Source organism: Paenibacillus dokdonensis (assembly GCF_004916975.1).
GTDB classification, from domain to species: domain Bacteria; phylum Bacillota; class Bacilli; order Paenibacillales; family Paenibacillaceae; genus Paenibacillus_AQ; species Paenibacillus_AQ dokdonensis.
Map to the genome: position 1 here is coordinate 3,240,789 of NZ_STGQ01000001.1, position 17,866 is coordinate 3,258,654.

Genomic DNA, 17,866 nt, shown 5'->3' on the forward strand with positions numbered 1-17,866 from the left:
CAAGAACTTATTATTTCCTAAAAAAAAAGGGCCACCATTATTGGTGGCCTGTCGCCCATATAAGGGCAACTCAGTTATTTGGATAGGAGTGGAGAGAAACCATACTGTACTTTTATTATATGTATACGTTTTCATTTTGTCAACCCTATATTAGAACTTGAAATGTAAACGTTTTATGGACTACAGCGAAATGCTGTAGTCCATGTTGTTAAGCAGCTCTTTGGCCCGCTCCATATCCGTTTCCTGGCGGAAAGACAATCGCATGATGCCAGGTACATCTTCTCGACTCTCGATGATCTGCATATTGCTCAGGTTAATATGGTTTATCCCGAGCTCAGTTGCGATTTTGCCAATAATACCAGGATGATCCGGTACATCAATGTACAGGTCAAAAGAGGAAGTAATCATGCCCTTACGGCCTTCTGGAAGCTCGCTGCGGAAGTCGTTGGCTTTGGCAAAGGCTTCTGTGATCCCTTCACCGTCGTCTGCCTCAAGCATTTGTACAAACGATGTGATCCCCTCGTTCCAATCCGAAAGCATCTGAAGCATAATATCACGGTTATTCAGCAGAATATCACGCCAAATCAACGGATCACTGGAAGCAATCCGTGTAATATCCCGGAAGCCGCCTGCAGCCAGCCTGCGGTAAAGGGAATTGGTCTCATTGTAATCACACACTTGGTTTACCAGCGCTACAGCAATGATATGCGGAAGATGGCTGATGGCACCAACAATTCTGTCATGCTCTACCGGATCGACCTTAACAATTTGAGCGCGGGTATATACGAGAAGATGCACTAATGATTCATACACCCCTTCCGGCAGCCCGGTTGGAGGCGTCAGGACATAATAAGCGTTCTCGAACAGCAGCGGTGTTGCCGCTTCAACTCCTGAGCGCTCCGAACCCGCCATCGGGTGACCGCCGATAAAATAGACGTCCTGAAGCTCAAGCTTGGCTGCCGCTGCAGCGATGCTCGCTTTGGTACTTCCAACATCGGTGATAATGCAGCCTTTCTTTAAAGGCATGGAACTAAGCTTCGTCAGGTACTCGTCCAATTTGCCCACAGGTACACATAAAAAAATGAAGTCGGCATCCAGTGCCGCTTCCTCTATGGACAGCGTGGCTTCATCGACAACACCACGGCTTATATACTTTTCAGCGGAGACGGGACGGTGGGCATGACCCACGACGGTAATCCCCGGCTTGCCTTTGAAGCAAAGAGCCAGAGAACCGCCGATGAGTCCCACTCCGAAAATTGCAATTTTCGTAGTCATGTTACCTCACTTGATTGTTCGCATCTTATTATGCATGAGCCTTTTCTTCTTCCAATACCTGCTCCAGCGCATGAATAAATGCTTTATTTTGTTCTTGCGAGCCTACGGTCACCCGAATATGTGTCGGGTACTTGCTGTGGCCGCCACGAATAATAATACCTTTGCGGAGCAATGCTTCGAATATTTGACCCGAAGGCTTGCGTACATCCACCATGATGAAGTTGCCATGAGCAGGGAAATACTCCAGACCTAGACGGTCAAACGCACCTTGAAGCTGTACAATTCCCGCAGCATTAGCGGTACGGCACATTGCAATGTATTCTTGATCTTTCAGAGCTGCTTTAGCCGCTGCCTGAGCTACACGTGACGTGTTGAACGGCTCACGCACCTGATTAATCAGTTTAATAACATCAGGCTGTCCTACACCATATCCGATACGCAGGGAAGCGAGACCGTATATTTTGGAGAATGTGCGCAAAATGACAACATTCGGATATTTATCAAGATATTGAATGCTGTTCGGGTAAGACAAATCTGTCACATACTCACAATATGCTTCATCGAGGACAACCAATACATCCCCTGGAACTTTTTCCAGGAATGCTGTCAGTACTTGCTCAGACAAAATGGTGCCTGTCGGATTGTTCGGATTGCATACCCAAATCATTTTCGTATGGTCGTTGACCTTATCCAGCATCGCATCCAAGTCGTGGGTACCATCAACAAGTGGCACTTCAATGCTGATCGCTCCTTCGATATCCGCGTTGCTTTTGTATACCGAGAACGTTTGGTCTGCCATGATGGTTTCATCACCAGGAACAAAGAATGCACGTGCAAGCAGGGCGATAATTTCATCCGAACCGCAGCCAAAGATGATTTGATTGGCATTCACGCCAAGAGAGCTCGCAAGATCAGCCGTCAACTCGACAGACCCGCCATCCGGATAGATGCTGATATTTTCCAGCTCAGCCAGGATAGCCTCTTTTACTTTAGGAGAGGCACCATATGGGTTTTCGTTTGACGCCAATTTGATGACCTCATCCAGTCCTAGCTCTCTTTTCACGTCTTCAATTGGTTTGCCCGGCTGATACACGGGAAGATTCACAATATGGGATTTTGGTTTCATGATAACCACTCACTTTCAGCAAATTTATGCTTTTAATTGTGCCACAAACTTGCGTATTTGCAAGAGCCCTTCCTGGCGGGTGTCCACATTTTGCAGGAGTGGTATGGTTTCTTCTATCTGGCGGACAATAGCGCTGCCTACGACAACGCCGTCGCAGATCCGGGCAAACTTCGCTGCTTGCTCGCCGTTAGAGATGCCAAAACCTACCGCTGCTGGAATGTCCGTATATTCTTTCACTTGGGCGATAAACTCCTCCACTCCATCAAAGAAACTGGAACGCTCACCCGTCACACCCAGGGAAGATACGCAGTATACAAAACCTTTGGCACTCGCCACGATGCTCTTGATTCTTTCATTGGAAGTCGGTGCTACCAGAGGAATGAGATGAATCTCCGCGGCTTCTGCGCGTTTAGATAATTCCGCTGATTCTTCTACCGGTAGATCCGGAATGATCAGTCCGCTGATGTCATGCTTCTTCACTTCTTCGAAGAAACGCTCCAGATCGAACTGAAGCACCGGATTATAATAGGTAAACAGGATAAAAGGAAGCTTTACGCCGGCAGCCCGCGCTTTAACAGCAGCCTCCATGCAGCTGGCAATGTTCACTTGATGCTTCAGCGCCCGCTGGGAAGCCCGTTGAATGACAGGTCCATCCGCAAGAGGATCTGAGTAAGGAACGCCGAGCTCGACAATATCAGCCCCGGCCGCCTCCAGCTCTGCTATAATCTCAACCGAGGTATCCAAGTCCGGGTCACCAATGGTCAAAAAAGGGATCAAAGCAGTCTGCTGATTTTCTTTTAATCTGGCAAACGTTTGGTCGATCAAATTCATGCCTGGTTCCCTCCTGTGTATGCCATAATGGATTCCACGTCTTTATCCCCGCGTCCGGACAGGCAGATCACAACAATATCATCACTGCTGAGACCAGGTGCCATCTTGATCACCTGCGCAACCGCATGCGCGGATTCCAGTGCAGGAATAATCCCTTCCGTACGGCACAACAGCTGCAGTGCATCAAGTGCTTCCTGGTCCGTAACCGGTACATATTTGGCACGTTCAATATCCTTCAGATACGAATGCTCTGGTCCTACTCCAGGATAATCCAATCCTGCAGAGATCGAGAAGGCTTCCTGAACCTGTCCAAAATTATCCTGAAGCAGGTAGCTCATAGAGCCTTGGAATACCCCCTTGGTGCCTTTGCTCATGGTCGCTGCATGAAAGGCGGTTTCCACACCCTTGCCGGCAGCCTCAACACCTATCAAAGCCACTTCCTTATCTTCGATAAAAGGATAAAACATACCAATTGCGTTGCTGCCGCCGCCGATTGCCGCGACTACATGATCCGGGAGACGGCCTTCTGCTTCAAGAATCTGGCGCCGTGTCTCATCTCCAATAATCCGCTGAAAATTACGCACCATCATAGGATACGGATGTGGTCCAACAGCCGATCCCAAAATATAAAACGTATCCTCCACGTTGCTGACCCAGTAGCGGAGAGCCTCATTGCCGGCGTCCTTCAGTGTCCGCGAGCCAGACAAAACCGGAACCACTTCGGCTCCGAGCAGCTGCATGCGGAATACGTTCAGCGCCTGACGCTTGGTGTCCTCTTCCCCCATGAACACCTTGCATTCCATTCCCAGAAGAGCTGCTACTGTTGCGGTAGCCACACCATGCTGACCTGCTCCCGTTTCAGCGATGACCTTTTGCTTGCCCATTCTTTTGGCCAAAACACCCTGCGCCAAAGCGTTGTTGATTTTGTGGGCACCCGTATGGTTCAGATCCTCACGTTTTAGATAAATTTTGGCCTTGCCCAGATGCTTACTCAGCCGTTCCGCATAATAAAGCGGGGTTTCCCTTCCCGAATACTGCTTCAAAAGATAGGAAAGCTCCTCCTGAAAGGAAGGCTCCTCTGAATAATGATTATAAGATTCTTCCAGATGTATCAGAGCGTTCATCAAAGTTTCCGGTACAAACCGTCCTCCGAATTCGCCAAAGCGTCCATTTTGATCCGGCAGTTGTGTCATGCCTGCTTCACCCTTTCCACAAAAGCTGCGATTTTATCGAGATCCTTGTCCCCGTTCGTTTCCACACCACTGGATACATCAATTCCGTCCGGTGCATAATCCTGTATGAGTCCTGCGACATTGGAAGCGTTCAGCCCCCCTGCCACAAACAGCGGTATACGTTGACTTTCGGTCCACTTCTGATATGCCGGGATCTTATCCCAGGCAAAAGTGGAGCCAGATCCGCCTCCGTAATGCGGTTCAAATGTATCAATCAGCAAAGCATCGATAACTCCCGCATAATCCTGAAAAGCCACGGGGTTTCCGTCCGCGCGCTGCTGAGGTCCTACAGAAACGACCTTGAACAGGTCAACTTGAAAGCGTTCCTTGATATCCCGGCAAAAATTCGGACTTTCCTGGCCGTGAAGCTGGATCACATCAAGCTCAAGATGAGACATAACCTTCTCAAGCTGATCCATATCCGGATTGACAAACACTCCCACACTGCGTGGAATGACAGGCGCTTCCCATTCTTTCAAAACGGCTGCCATGGAGGCCGCCGCTTGGGGCATGACCTGCCGCCGGCTTTTGGCAAATACAAAACCAATATAATCAACAGGCATGTTTATCATTGATTTTAGCACTTCAACGCCCTGAAGTCCACAAATTTTTACTTTTGTATTATTCATGCAAATGAACGCCGCCTTCCTCCGTTACCGGCCCCATCAGGCTCCGAACCGCCGCAGCGATATCTTCCTGTCTCATGAAATATTCACCCACAAGGACGCCCGATGCACCTGTATTTCTTAGAAACTCCATATCCTGCGGGCCTGCTATCCCACTTTCACTAATGACGGGCACACCTGCCGGCACCAGCTTGCTCAGCAATTCTGTTGCTGCAAGAGAAGTTTCAAAGGTATGGAGATTTCGGTTGTTGATACCAATCAAGGCACCATCGTGAAGTTCGAGTTCGAGCACCTGATTCATCTCTTCCAGGCTGTGAACCTCGATCAGAGAGTCCAGGCCAATCGAGGCTGCCGTTTTCATAAACGATGAAATTTGTTCCGGTGTGAGGATCGCTGCGATGAGGAGAACCGCGTCTGCTCCCAGCAGCCTCGCCTCATAGATCTGGCGCTCATCGATTACAAAGTCTTTGCGCAGCAGCGGGAGATTCACAGCTTGACGCACAGCCTTCAGATATTCGCCGCTTCCTTGAAAATAAGTAGTGTCCGTCAGTACTGACAAGCAATCCGCTCCAGCCTTCTCGTAAGCAAGTGCAATTTGGACCGGATCGAAGTCGGGGCGGATCAGTCCTTTCGAAGGGGAGGCCTTCTTCACTTCCGCAATGAGCCCCATATCCCGTTTCCGACCTGCTGTCAGCGTACGGGCGAACCCTTTGGTTGCAGGCAATCCTGAGATGGTCTCAAGCGCCTTATCTATTGAAAAAGTTTCAGCCAGTACGGCTGTTTCTTCACGTTTGGTTTCTACGATGCGATCAAGATACATAGCTCAGCTCTCCTGTCATTTGAATCAGCTGCTGCAGTTTGGTATATGCGCTGCCGGTATCGATAGCCTTTGCGGCAGTAAGAACCCCTTCTGCAATGCTGTCTGAAAGTCCGGATACATAAATGCATGCGCCTGCATTCGCAAGAACAACATCCCGGTACGGACTTTTTTCTCCCTGTAGTACGGATTCCACGATTTTGGCATTTTGCAGCGCATCCCCGCCCAGTACGGACTCAAGCGGATGAACATCCAGTCCAAGATCATGGGGATGAATATCATACGTCCGGACCTCACCATCACGGAGCTCAGAAACTTGGGTTGATGCAGAGATACTGATTTCATCGAGACCATCATGGCTTGTCACGACTAGTGCTCGTTTGGAACCAAGCTCTCTGAGCACCTCGGCAATCATCTGGGTCCGGTTACGGTCATAGATTCCAAGCAGCTGCCGGTCTGCACCTGCAGGGTTCGTTAATGGTCCGAGCATATTGAACACCGTACGTATACCAAGCTCCTTGCGCGGGGCAGCAGCATGCTTCATCGAAGGATGATAGAGCTGTGCGAATAAGAAGCAGATGCCGATCTCATCAAGACAACGTTTAGCCTGCTCACTGCTTAAGTGAATGTTCACGCCGAGCGCTTCCAGCACATCTGCGCTTCCGGCCCGGCCCGATGCCGACCGGTTTCCATGTTTGGCCACCCGCACAGAGGCGGAAGAAGAGATAATGGCCGACGCTGTAGAAATATTAAATTTGTGTATTCCCGATCCGCCTGTGCCACAGGTGTCCAGCAGCTTCTCATTATCGGTTTGGACCGTGCTGGCAACATTCCGCATCGCTTCTGCAAATCCCGTAATTTCCTCAACCGTCTCTCCCTTGATCCGCAGTGCCATCAGCAGCGCTCCGATCTGCGACTGGGTAACATTCCCCTCCATGATCGAAGACATCAATAGACGTGCTTCCTCACGCGTTAAATCCTGTCCTCCGATCAGCTGGTTCAAGCATGCTGGAATAAACTCACTAGTACTCATACCTTCTTCTCCTCCTTTGTGTTTATGGCGTGTATTCATAAAAATAATCCTGATTCAGCTGCTGTTCTATTTCCACTTTGGACGCTGTCGGAAACATGGCTTCAGCGGTCCGGATCGATTTCAGCAGTGCTTTGGCCTTATTCACCGTCTCTTCGTATTCCTTCTCGGGCACCGAATCCCATACGATCCCTGCTCCAGCTTGCACGTAAGCTTTGCCCTTACGGAAGATGATCGTCCGGATTGTAATGCAGGAATCCATATTGGAGTTAAAGCCCAGGTATCCAATGGCTCCCGCATAAGCTCCTCTGGCTTCCTTCTCCAGCTCGGCGATAATTTCCATCGCTCTCAGCTTTGGTGCACCGGATACCGTTCCCGCGGGCAGGCAGGATAGAAAGGCATCGAAGAAATCCTTATCGTCCCGAAGCGTACCGGATACATTGGAAACCATGTGCATGACATGAGAATAACGCTCAATTTCCATAAACATGTCGCATTTAACCGTTCCGAACTGTGATACCCGGCCCAAATCATTGCGTCCAAGATCGACAAGCATCAAGTGCTCGGCTCGTTCCTTCTCATCCTCAAGCAGTTCCTTTGCCAACCGGTCATCTTCGGCTTCGTCCGCCCCTCGTGGCCGTGTACCTGCAATCGGCCTCGTTTCGACTTTACCACCGTCAACTTTAACCAGTGCTTCAGGCGAGGTTCCAACAATGATCTCCTCATGCATCTTAAGGTAGTACATATAAGGGGATGGATTGAGCGTTCGCAGCACGCGGTATACATGCAGCGGAGAAACATCCGTTTCAATATGAAAACGCTGGGACAGTACCACTTGAAAAATATCTCCTGACCGTATATATTCCTGCGCCTGCTTCACATTTTCCATATATTGTTCCTTCGTCATATTGGACTTGATGTCACCAAGCTCAATATCTGCAGGAATTGTACGTCCATTTACGTTTTCTCGCGGCCCCTGCGTCTGCAGCTGTTCAGCAATTTGACTAAGCTTGTTGTCGATCTCCACGTAACAGCGGCGGATATCCTCATCTCGATCTCCGTCTTGGACGTGAACATTACCGACCAGCAAAATCTGCTGCTTTACATGATCGAAAACAATCACCGTATCGCAAAACATAAACCGGATGTCATCCATGACAAGATCATCAACTGCATGGGAAGGAAGCTTCTCATAATATTGCAGCAAATCATAACCGAAGAACCCGATCGCTCCACCCGTGAAAGGAGGCAGTTCCTCCGTTTTCGGACTGCGGTAGCGGCGAAGCAGAGCCTTCAGCTCTTCAACAGGCTTGCCCTTAACGATTTCTTCTGCGCCGTTTCTTTCAAGTACAATCTCGCCCTTCTTGCCGTAGATCATCATGAAAGGATCGGTTCCAATAAAAGAATACCGTGCCCACTGACTGCCACCCTCTACACTTTCAAGCAAAAACGCGCAATCGCGTTCAGCATAACGCTGAAAAATTCGTATCGGGGTTTCCATATCCGCCAGCAGCCGTTTTACGACAGGAATCAGATTATACTCGCGGGACAGCTTTATGACCTGCTCCACACCCGGATTCATCATGACTTGTTCCCTCCTTCGTTTTTCATTCGGATTTCGGTAAAACTTAAGTGAACTATTGATGTAGATAACAAAAAAACCTCTACCGAAGTAGAGGTTTGACGTTCATTAAGTATGTGGAAAGAGTCGTCCGCAGCAATCATATTCCGCTTCGATTATTTGTAATTCCCGCATCCCAGATCACTGGAAAGAAGAACTAGAAACATCTATGCAAAACATTATGGCTGGACGTTCCAAAATTTGCATTACGCATATGGACTCAGCTCTTCTATACTCAACTCAGCTCTTCTAAACTCTACTCAGCTATATAGATTAACTTAGATCTCTATCTAAGTTCAATCCATGGACATTGTTCGAAATGCTTCGTTCGAACGATACATTATAGAATGATCATCAACATCTTTGCGCATCTGTCATTCTATGTAACTTACACTATACAGGATGGACCCTCGTCCTGGCAAGCATAGATCTCAAAAAGTTAAGCCTTGGGAGCAGCAAGGTCCGGGCGAAGCTTCTTCGCTTCGTTCATATACACATGCTTAATATCGCTTTGGCTCTTTTCGGTGTTAACCTGAACCATCAGGCGGATGCACCGCGGCAGGCTTCCTTTTACAGGCACTTCTACGGAACACATTAAAGGTACCAGTTCCCAGCCCTCTAATTGCCTTATGGCTTTTGCCGGAAATGCGGCGTCCAGATCTTGAGTCAGCGTGATCCAAACACTGCAAATATCTTCAGGATTTACTTCATTACGCTCCACTATTTCACGCATCAATACAACAGTTTCATCCAGAATTTCCCGCTCTTCATTGAGCTCAACGGTTGTCGCACCGCGAATACCTCGGTTATACATGGGCTTCTCCTCCTTTTCTAAGCTGTTTCAGGATATCTCTGACCAGTTGCTGCGGAATATCCTTCACAATGCTGACTGAGCCGATTGAATCCGGTACTACAAATACCATTGTACCTTCCTTGAACTTCTTATCATGCATCATAGCCTCCATCAGGTCGTCCTCATCCAAATGCTCCGGTAGTAGAACCGGCAGATTCAGAGCGGTTAGCATTGCTATCGTTTCGGCATAGACACCTTTTTTTCGTCCCAATGCCTCAGCCAAGAGCGCCGAACCAGCCATTCCGATCGAGATGGCTTCACCGTGCAAAAACTCTCCATAGCCGCCAACGGCCTCAATGGCGTGTCCAATGGTATGTCCAAGGTTTAATATGGCACGCAGTCCACCTTCACGTTCATCCTGGGATACAACATCCGCTTTAATAGCGACACCCCGTTCCAAACCATATCCAAGCGCATCCAAATCAAGGGCTAGCAGTTCACCCGCATGATCCTTGCACCAGTATGCAAATGCTTCGTCTTTGATGAGACCATGCTTGACCATTTCAGCCAGTCCGGCAGATACCTCACGGGGAGGCAGTGTTGTAAGCGTATCGAGATCATACAACACAAATTCAGGCTGATGAAATGCCCCAATCATATTTTTGGCAAGCGGATGGTTAACGGCAACCTTGCCACCAACGCTGCTGTCATGCGCCAGGATGGTGGTTGGCATCTGGAGAAAAGAAATCCCCCGCATATAAGTAGCGGCTACAAAACCGGCCAAATCTCCGACTACACCTCCACCAAGGGCGATGACGGATGAATTGCGATCAAGACCGCCCTGAATGGCGTCTGTCATGACATTTTCAAAGACTGACAAGGATTTGGAGCCTTCTCCGGATTTAACGATTGAGATCACTAGCCGGAAGCCTGCCGCTTGCAGCGAGGACTTCAAGGTTTCAAGATGATAGGGAGCAACCTTATCGTCCGTGACAACCAGATGCGGACTTTTGACTGACAATCCATGCTTTATTAGATAAGCCGCGGCCTGCGGCAGCAGACCGGAGCCGATATAGATCGGATACGAACGCTCTCCCAATTCCACATGTACGTTTCTCATCATCAGTAATTCTCCACTTGGGTTAAGTAGTTATTGTAATTCGCACGAATCTCATCCATCGAATCGCCCCCGAATTTCTCAAGGAAAGCTTTGGCGATTTCCCATGCCACGACATGTTCCATCACGACGCTCGCCGCAGGTACCGCACAAGCATCCGAACGCTCCACCTGAGCTGTAAATGGTTCCTTCGTATCAATGTCCACGCTTCTGAGCGGCTTGTAAAGAGTTGGGATCGGCTTCATTACGCCGCGCACAACCACAGGCATTCCATTTGTCATACCACCCTCAAAACCGCCGAGACGATTACTTGCGCGGTAGTACCCTTGTCCATCTTCATGGATAATCTCATCATGCACCTGAGACCCGCGGAGAACGCCCGCTTCAAATCCGATGCCAATCTCTACACCCTTGAATGCGTTAATCGACATCACCGCCTGAGCTATGCGTCCATCAAGTTTGCGGTCATACTGGACATAGCTTCCAAGTCCAACCGGCAGACCCTCAACGACACACTCGACAACCCCGCCGACCGAGTCGCCTTCTTTTTTAATTTGATCGATGTAAGCTTCCATCTTCTGTTCCGTTTCGGAGTCCACCACTCGTACGGAAGAGGCTTCCGTGCGCTCGTTTAGCTCATCCACAGATAGTTGGTTGGCAGGTGCCTCAATTTCTCCGATACGTATGACTTGTCCGCCTATCTTCACGCCGAAGGCTTCAAGAAACTGGCGGGCAATCGCTCCACAAGCAACGCGGACGGCCGTTTCTCTTGCGCTGGACCGTTCCAGCACATTCCGAAGATCCTTCAAATTATATTTCAAGCCTCCGTTCAAATCCGCATGACCCGGACGTGGACGATGCACACGACGCTTCTCTTCATCACTGCCTTCAATAGGCTCAACGTTCATGATCTGGTTCCAGCTGGCCCAGTCCTTATTTTCCACCACGATGGCAACGGGTGCACCGGTCGTAACGCCATGGCGTACGCCACCGACGATTTTTGCCGTGTCCTTCTCAATTTGCATCCGGCGTCCACGACCATGACCTTTCTGGCGGCGGTGGAGCTGGAAATTCAATGCTTCAAAATCAAGTGTAAGATTGCTTGGAAAACCTTCAATAATGGCAGTAAGCTGGGGACCATGCGTCTCCCCGGCTGTTAAGTAACGAATACTCATGTTGCTTTCCCCCTTTAAACTGTTAAACGGTAATTGGCTAAAATCCGAAGATATCTTTGCTCATTATAGTATAGCTGCCACCGCTTTGACAAGGAAGGTATGCATTTGCAAAAAAAGACGCCTTTCCCTCAATTAAAGGGACGGCGTCTTACTCTGCATTGCTGCTATTAACCTGGAAGCACTCTTTTTGCTTACTTTCTTCCTTCAGTCTTTCCACGGAATCCTGTACCATCTGGCTCAGACGGATATCCTCGATACCCAGGATCTGACCGCATTCCTGAATCGTTATAAAACCGCGACGGTACGCCGTAATCACTTTCCGCTTATCCATACTGAAGCAGACCTCCACTTATCCATGTCATTGTGTTAGTCATAGTATCGCATCAAGCGGCTGCAATTATACCCTCAGGATGGAATTTCAGGATTTCTTCCGGTAGAAAAAGGTTTCTGTCGGCTCGAGACCATATTGCCCAGGTGTAAATATCTGCTCAGTGCTGCCAACAAACAAATAGCCACCTGGGCGAAGCGCCTCCGCAAACTTATGATACAGTTTGTTTTTGGCCTCTTCTGTAAAATAAATCATCACATTTCGACAGACGATCAGATCATGCTTCTCCTCAAAACGGTCCATAAGCAGATTCTGTTTGCGGAACTGAACGCTTTTCTTCAGCTGTTCGCTGAATTTATACATCAAGCCTTCCTGCGCAAAATAACGGGAAGCGACATCTTGGGGCACGTCCTTCAAAGAGCGTTCCATATATAGTCCTTGCTTCGCCTTTGCCAAAGCCCCTTCATCAATGTCAGTCGCAACCAGAGAAGAGTCCGCAAGCAATCCTTTTCCATCAAGAATCATAGCAAGTGTATAAGGCTCTTCACCCGTGGAGCAGGCGGCGCTCCACACCTTTAGACGGCGATTGCCACCTGCGGACAGCTCAGGGAGAATGACGTCTCTGAGAATCTCCCAACGGTTGGGGTTACGCCAAAACTCTGAAACATTGATGGTCATACGGTCGAGGAATTCATAGAAAAGCATTTTGTCCTTAGAAATGGCTTCATAGAAAGACGCAAAGCTTTGGTAACCATTCTTTACCCGAAGTGTTGTCAGACGGCGCTTCATTTGGGCTTCTTTATACTCCGACAAATCAATGCCGGTACTTTGCTTAATATTTTGAATGAATTTCAAATAATCCGGATCCGGTTGATGCTCTCCGGCAGGAGCGCCTCCGGCTTGAGAAAACGGGTTCACTACATCCACGGCGAAATGCTTTTGTCGTAATCCACCAGTTCATGCGCTTCAAAAAAATTAGCAATTTCGCGCGCGCTGCTTTCTGGAGAGTCGGAGCCATGAATCAGATTATGAGGTGTATGCGATGCATAATCGCCTCGGATTGTACCCGGCAGAGCTTCTTTTACATTTGTTTTCCCCATCAGAATTCGGGATAGCGCAATAATGTCATCGCCTTCCCAAACCATAGCGAACACAGGGCCGGATGTTATGAAGCGCACCAGATTATCATAAAAGTCTTTTCCTTCATGCTCGGCATAATGCCGTTTCGCCTGTTCCTCAGATACCTGAACCAGCTTGCCGGCTGCCATGGTGAATCCCTTGTCTTCCAGTCTCGCAACAATTCTGCCGATTAAACCGCGCTGAACGCCATCAGGCTTGACCATTAAAAAAGTTCGTTCCATAAACTCACTCTCCTGTTTTGATTCAAGTCATAAGGTTAGGTTTGGTAATCTTCTTACAGTTATTTCAGACTGACAATTGATATAGAATTCAGATCAAAAATTTAATAGGAGCGCTTAGCAACAAAATTCGCGATATCCCTGAGGTTTTTCTTCGTCCGAATGTCCGGCAGCCGTTCAAGCGCGTCAAACGCTTTTTTGAAGTAGCGGTCAGCCAGCTCTTCCGCCTGCGCAATGCCCTTGCTTTCCTTGATGATTCGAATGGCACCCGTGACATCGCATTCCCCGTTTCGTTCGCGGATGTAGCTGATTTCACGCAGCAGCGGACCTCGCAATTCTTCATCCTGCAGCGCGTAAATGACCGGAATCGTAATGTTTCCCTGTCTCATGTCGCTGCCCGGCGGCTTTCCAATCTGCTTTTCGGTGCCGCACAAATCGAGCAGATCATCCTGGATCTGATACGCCATGCCGACATTGTAGCCATAGCGGTACAACAGATTAACGGTTTTTCGATCAGCGTCGGATGCGACAGCACCAAGCTGGCAGCTAATTGCGATCAATAGAGCGGTTTTCCGGCGGATACGCAGAAGATAACGGCGCACGTTCTGTTCCGTATTAAAGAAATCACGGATCTGCTCCATTTCACCGATGGACATTTCGACCATTGCTTTGGAAAGCACCTGATGGATCAGAGGATTTCCGAGCTGCGTAGCGATCGTAAGCGCACGGGCATAAATATAATCCCCTGTGTACATCGCAATACGGTTATCCCACTTTGACTTGACAGTCAGCTCCCCGCGGCGTGTATCCGCATCATCGATCACGTCGTCATGGACCAGAGAAGCCATATGAATCAGCTCTAGGGGGACAGCCACATGCTTCAGCTTTTCCAGATCATATGAGCCGAATTTGCCGCCCATCAGGACGAATACCGGACGAAGACGCTTTCCTCCCGCTTTAAGCAGGTGCATGGACGTTTCGTTCAGCAGTTCATGCTCGCCTTCGATACTCCGAAAGAGCTCGTCTTCAATATAATTCATGTCTTTTTTCAATAAGCCGAATATGTCTAATCTTTTCATTCCTTCACCCGTGTCAGCGTATTCTCAATCCGCAATCCTTTTTCACCAGCAGCAGAATTCGAGTCAAAAATCTTCATCAGAAGCATTATCAGTCAAATCATAGCATATTTCTATCCCATAAATCACTTGCGAGGGAGCTTATTCCTCCGCAGACAGCCTGACCGCAGCCTGACCACCATTCCAGCGGGCAAAGAGACGATGCTCAATGCGCATGCTATCAAGCAATTTCCCCACCTGAAAATCAACCAAATCCGCAATCGTTTCCGGATGAAAATAAAAAGCCGGCATAGCCGGGATGATCCGTACGCCCAGCCTGGCGAGCTTCAGCATATTTTCGAGATGGATGGCGTGAAGAGGCGTCTCGCGTGGCACTAGAACCAGCGTCCGCCCCTCCTTCAGCATTACATCTGCTGCCCGGGTCATCAAATTATCAGAGGTCCCGTTTGCGACAGCAGACAACGTACCCATGGAGCAGGGAGCAATTACCATGCCCTCCACCTGAAACGAGCCGCTTGCAATGGTTGCACCGATATCGGCAATGGAATGATAATGGAGTTTCCCCGGAAGTCCGTCGAACTTCTCTCTCAGCATCTGCTCCCTCTTGCCGGCATTCCATCCCAGTTCCTCGCTTAGCACCCTCCAGCCCGCGTTGGATACCACGACATGAACAGGAAAGCCTTGTTCCAGCAGAGTTTCGACCAAGCGTACCCCGTAAACGGAGCCGCTTGCTCCCGTTATGCCGACGACCCAGCCCCGCTTTTCATTTTCCGTATGTATCAATGGTACCGCACCACCAGATCAATCAGTGTAAAAACGAATACTGCAATGCTAAGCACGCTGTTCATCGTAAAGAACGAGGTTTGCAGCTTGCTCATATCTTTTGGAGACAGGATGTAGTGTTCATAGAATAAAATAATATATGAGATCACCATACCGGCAAAATACCACCAGCTAAGATCTGTCGTGAAGAACAGAACCACAAATCCAACCGCCGTCAAAACATGGAAAAACTTTGCAATCTGAAGGGATTTATGAATCCCAAAACGTGCAGGAATGGAATATAGCCCCTCGTTTTTGTCAAATTCCATGTCTTGAATCGCATAGATCACATCAAACCCTGCCGTCCAGAAAGCAACCGTTACATAGAGAAGAACAGCAACCCAATCGATGCTGTTGGTCACTGCAACCCATCCTCCCAGCGGAGCAAGGCCGAGCGTTAATCCAAGCACCAGATGGCAAAGCCAGGTAAAACGTTTGGTATACGAGTAAAATACGAGCATAAACACCGCTATAGGAAGCAGCTTCATCGCAAGAGACGAGAGTTCATATGCCGCCCAGAATAATAAAATAAAAGAAATGATCGTAAATACGATGACTTCCGCATTCTTCAGAAGCCCTGCAGGAATTGCGCGGCCCGCCGTACGCGGATTCTTTTTATCGATAACCTGGTCTATCATCCGATTCAGACCGAATGCCGCACTTCTTGCTCCGAACATGGCCAGAAGAATCCAGCCGATCTGCGCCCATGAAGGCAGGTGGCTGTTGACCACTACCGATCCCAAAATGGCTCCCATAAACGCGAAAGGAAGGGCAAACAATGTATGTTCAATCTTGATCATTTCCAAAAAAATACCGATTTTCTTAAACATGCCGATTCTCCTTAATCCCAATATGTAATGCCGCGATGCCACCAGTCAGGGGAAAGGCTTCGACATGCTGTAAACCGACGTCCCGGAATATCGATGCCAGCTCCTCCCTTCCCGGAAAAAGGGCTAACGAATCCGGCAACCACTTGTACTGCTCATATCTTTTGGCAAAGAGTTTGCCCATATTAGGCAGTATCTTTTGAAAATAAAAATAATAAATGCCTTTGAACGGCTGCCAGGTAGGCTTGGACAATTCCAGACAAACTACCATGCCGCCCGGTTTAACGACTCTTCTCATTTCCTGAAGCACTTTTTCCAAATCAGGCACATTCCGCAGCCCAAATCCGATGGTGGCATAGTCAAAGCGGTTATCTTCGAACGGCAGCTCCATTGCATTACCCTGAACCAGTGTAATTTGGTCTTCCAAGTGCTTGGCGCGTACCTTGCTCTCCCCAACCTTGAGCATGTTCGGACTGAAATCCAGTCCCACCATCTTACCGTTTCCGCTCGCATCCGCCATGCTCAGTGTCCAGTCGCAGGTTCCACAGCACAGATCCACTGCCGTATCCCCCGGCTTCATCGCCATCTTCTTCATGGCAAATTTACGCCAGGCCTTATGTCTCCGGAAGCTCAAAATGTCATTCATAATGTCGTACTTGGGAGCTATGCTTTCGAATACGGACTGGACATGATCATATTGTTCCTCCGTATGTGCTTTGGGCTCAGAAGTATTGATATTCATTGAAGCAACCCTACCCTTCTCCGACAGCAGATCCGGAAGCGTGAAGCTGCCGCTGGAAAGGCTCCAAAACTTGTCCGATTTCACGGAAGCGGCTATCACCCTTGACGCTTTTCAGGATAGACTGCACGCCGTTTACCGCTTGGCGAAGCTTTTCAGCCATATGCTCTCCTGCTTTATATTTCAGCATCAGCTTTTTCCAATCCTTGTTGTCGATTTTACGTTCTCTGAGTGCCTGTTTGTCTTCTTCACTGGCAACATCCAGGATATGCCAATACGAATAACTGTAAATATACGGCTCATTACTGCTCCGCTGCATTTCTCTTGCAACGGTCTCACACTCGCTGACATTGCGCAGAAGCGTATTCCACAAATCATGCAAGGATTCTTCGAGCAGGGGAGTAAAAGAAAGAAACAGCTGCATATTCAGCTGCACCGTTTGCCGCAAATATTCTTCCGCTGACATGAACAGGCTCTTCATTTTCCCATACAAATTCATTTTTAACACGTTCACGTCGCAAATCGCCTGACTGAGACGCGACACAGCCTCGATTTGCCCTTTTTGAGACAGGATCTGATAAAACCGACTGCTGAAATAATCTCCTGCGAGAACCTTCAGCTGGCGGGAACGCATAAATCCTTCTCCCGGCTTGCCCTCCTGCGTATCAATCGTTTCATGCGTATCTATACCCATTTGCACCAGGGAGGTGACCAGCGAGAACAATTCGCTATGAACGGTTGTCTTGCTTGTTCCCTGGTTCAGAAAAATATATAACAGCTGAACACGGGCGTCAGGAAAAGGCGGCAGCTCCGTATGTTTTTGTATCATGTCGTATTCGACATATTTCTTTGCTAGTTGGGGTACGCGGTACGGTTTCATCGTCAGCCTCCGAGCCTATTTCTTTCTTGAATCACTTTCTTTTTCACGAACAAGAACTTTTGTTCACAATCTTTCCTATTATATCACATGTTTTTTCGCCACGCACGGTGGCACTTCTTCTTTTTTAGATTATAAATGGATAAGTTTTCAGCAAAATGAAAACGATTCTATAATCGCAAGACAAACTTCCATT

Annotated in this window: 19 protein-coding genes; all 19 read right to left on the bottom strand. The window is 48.6% G+C overall.

Annotated features, from left to right (window positions below):
- Positions 1–180: 180 nt before the first annotated feature.
- Positions 181–1,275 carry a prephenate dehydrogenase gene (locus tag E6W40_RS14975; RefSeq protein WP_136606181.1) on the bottom strand — a complete coding sequence of 365 codons (1,095 nt, stop codon included), beginning with the start codon at positions 1,273–1,275 and terminating at the stop codon, positions 181–183.
- Between the two features lie 28 nt (positions 1,276–1,303).
- Complete coding sequence (hisC, locus tag E6W40_RS14980; RefSeq protein ID WP_136606182.1) at positions 1,304–2,401, bottom strand: histidinol-phosphate transaminase; 1,098 nt, start codon at positions 2,399–2,401, stop codon at positions 1,304–1,306.
- A 24-nt stretch (positions 2,402–2,425) separates the two neighbouring features.
- Complete coding sequence (trpA, locus tag E6W40_RS14985; protein WP_136606183.1) at positions 2,426–3,232, bottom strand: tryptophan synthase subunit alpha; 807 nt, start codon at positions 3,230–3,232, stop codon at positions 2,426–2,428.
- Positions 3,229–4,425: a tryptophan synthase subunit beta gene (gene trpB, locus E6W40_RS14990; RefSeq protein ID WP_136606184.1), complete on the bottom strand. Its 1,197-nt coding sequence runs from the start codon at positions 4,423–4,425 to the stop codon at positions 3,229–3,231. The genes trpA and trpB overlap by 4 nt, the downstream gene beginning before the upstream one ends.
- The gene (locus tag E6W40_RS14995) at positions 4,422–5,093 is read right to left on the bottom strand and encodes a phosphoribosylanthranilate isomerase (protein WP_136606185.1); all 672 of its coding nucleotides are present in this window, start codon (positions 5,091–5,093) and stop codon (positions 4,422–4,424) included. The genes trpB and E6W40_RS14995 overlap by 4 nt, the downstream gene beginning before the upstream one ends.
- Positions 5,086–5,910 (bottom strand): indole-3-glycerol phosphate synthase TrpC, encoded by an 825-nt coding sequence (gene trpC, locus E6W40_RS15000; RefSeq protein ID WP_136606186.1) that lies wholly within the window; start codon positions 5,908–5,910, stop codon positions 5,086–5,088. Before trpC ends, E6W40_RS14995 begins: the two co-directional genes overlap by 8 nt.
- Positions 5,900–6,940: an anthranilate phosphoribosyltransferase gene (gene trpD, locus E6W40_RS15005; protein ID WP_136606187.1), complete on the bottom strand. Its 1,041-nt coding sequence runs from the start codon at positions 6,938–6,940 to the stop codon at positions 5,900–5,902. The genes trpC and trpD overlap by 11 nt, the downstream gene beginning before the upstream one ends.
- Before the next feature lie 22 nt (positions 6,941–6,962).
- Positions 6,963–8,522 (bottom strand): anthranilate synthase component I, encoded by a 1,560-nt coding sequence (gene trpE, locus E6W40_RS15010; protein WP_136606188.1) that lies wholly within the window; start codon positions 8,520–8,522, stop codon positions 6,963–6,965.
- A 475-nt stretch (positions 8,523–8,997) separates the two neighbouring features.
- Positions 8,998–9,372: a chorismate mutase gene (gene aroH, locus E6W40_RS15015; RefSeq protein ID WP_136606189.1), complete on the bottom strand. Its 375-nt coding sequence runs from the start codon at positions 9,370–9,372 to the stop codon at positions 8,998–9,000.
- Complete coding sequence (gene aroB / locus E6W40_RS15020) at positions 9,365–10,471, bottom strand: 3-dehydroquinate synthase (RefSeq protein WP_136607019.1); 1,107 nt, start codon at positions 10,469–10,471, stop codon at positions 9,365–9,367. The genes aroH and aroB overlap by 8 nt, the downstream gene beginning before the upstream one ends.
- A 2-nt stretch (positions 10,472–10,473) precedes the next feature.
- Positions 10,474–11,643 (bottom strand): chorismate synthase, encoded by a 1,170-nt coding sequence (aroC, locus tag E6W40_RS15025; protein ID WP_136606190.1) that lies wholly within the window; start codon positions 11,641–11,643, stop codon positions 10,474–10,476.
- A 148-nt stretch (positions 11,644–11,791) separates the two neighbouring features.
- On the bottom strand, positions 11,792–11,974 hold the full coding sequence (locus tag E6W40_RS15030) for a hypothetical protein (RefSeq protein WP_136606191.1): 183 nt from the start codon (positions 11,972–11,974) through the stop codon (positions 11,792–11,794).
- An 87-nt stretch (positions 11,975–12,061) separates the two neighbouring features.
- Positions 12,062–12,898 carry a CheR family methyltransferase gene (locus E6W40_RS15035; RefSeq protein ID WP_281281459.1) on the bottom strand — a complete coding sequence of 279 codons (837 nt, stop codon included), beginning with the start codon at positions 12,896–12,898 and terminating at the stop codon, positions 12,062–12,064.
- Positions 12,889–13,332 (bottom strand): nucleoside-diphosphate kinase, encoded by a 444-nt coding sequence (gene ndk, locus E6W40_RS15040; protein ID WP_136606192.1) that lies wholly within the window; start codon positions 13,330–13,332, stop codon positions 12,889–12,891. The genes E6W40_RS15035 and ndk overlap by 10 nt, the downstream gene beginning before the upstream one ends.
- A gap of 101 nt (positions 13,333–13,433) precedes the next feature.
- On the bottom strand, positions 13,434–14,408 hold the full coding sequence (locus tag E6W40_RS15045; protein WP_136606193.1) for a polyprenyl synthetase family protein: 975 nt from the start codon (positions 14,406–14,408) through the stop codon (positions 13,434–13,436).
- A 138-nt stretch (positions 14,409–14,546) separates the two neighbouring features.
- Complete coding sequence (locus tag E6W40_RS15050; protein ID WP_211147010.1) at positions 14,547–15,188, bottom strand: UbiX family flavin prenyltransferase; 642 nt, start codon at positions 15,186–15,188, stop codon at positions 14,547–14,549.
- Positions 15,185–16,057 carry a UbiA-like polyprenyltransferase gene (locus tag E6W40_RS15055; protein ID WP_136606194.1) on the bottom strand — a complete coding sequence of 291 codons (873 nt, stop codon included), beginning with the start codon at positions 16,055–16,057 and terminating at the stop codon, positions 15,185–15,187. Before E6W40_RS15055 ends, E6W40_RS15050 begins: the two co-directional genes overlap by 4 nt.
- Complete coding sequence (locus E6W40_RS15060; RefSeq protein WP_136607021.1) at positions 16,050–16,796, bottom strand: demethylmenaquinone methyltransferase; 747 nt, start codon at positions 16,794–16,796, stop codon at positions 16,050–16,052. The genes E6W40_RS15055 and E6W40_RS15060 overlap by 8 nt, the downstream gene beginning before the upstream one ends.
- 10 nt (positions 16,797–16,806) lie before the next feature.
- Positions 16,807–17,673 carry a heptaprenyl diphosphate synthase component 1 gene (locus E6W40_RS15065; RefSeq protein ID WP_136606195.1) on the bottom strand — a complete coding sequence of 289 codons (867 nt, stop codon included), beginning with the start codon at positions 17,671–17,673 and terminating at the stop codon, positions 16,807–16,809.
- Positions 17,674–17,866 lie beyond the last annotated feature (193 nt).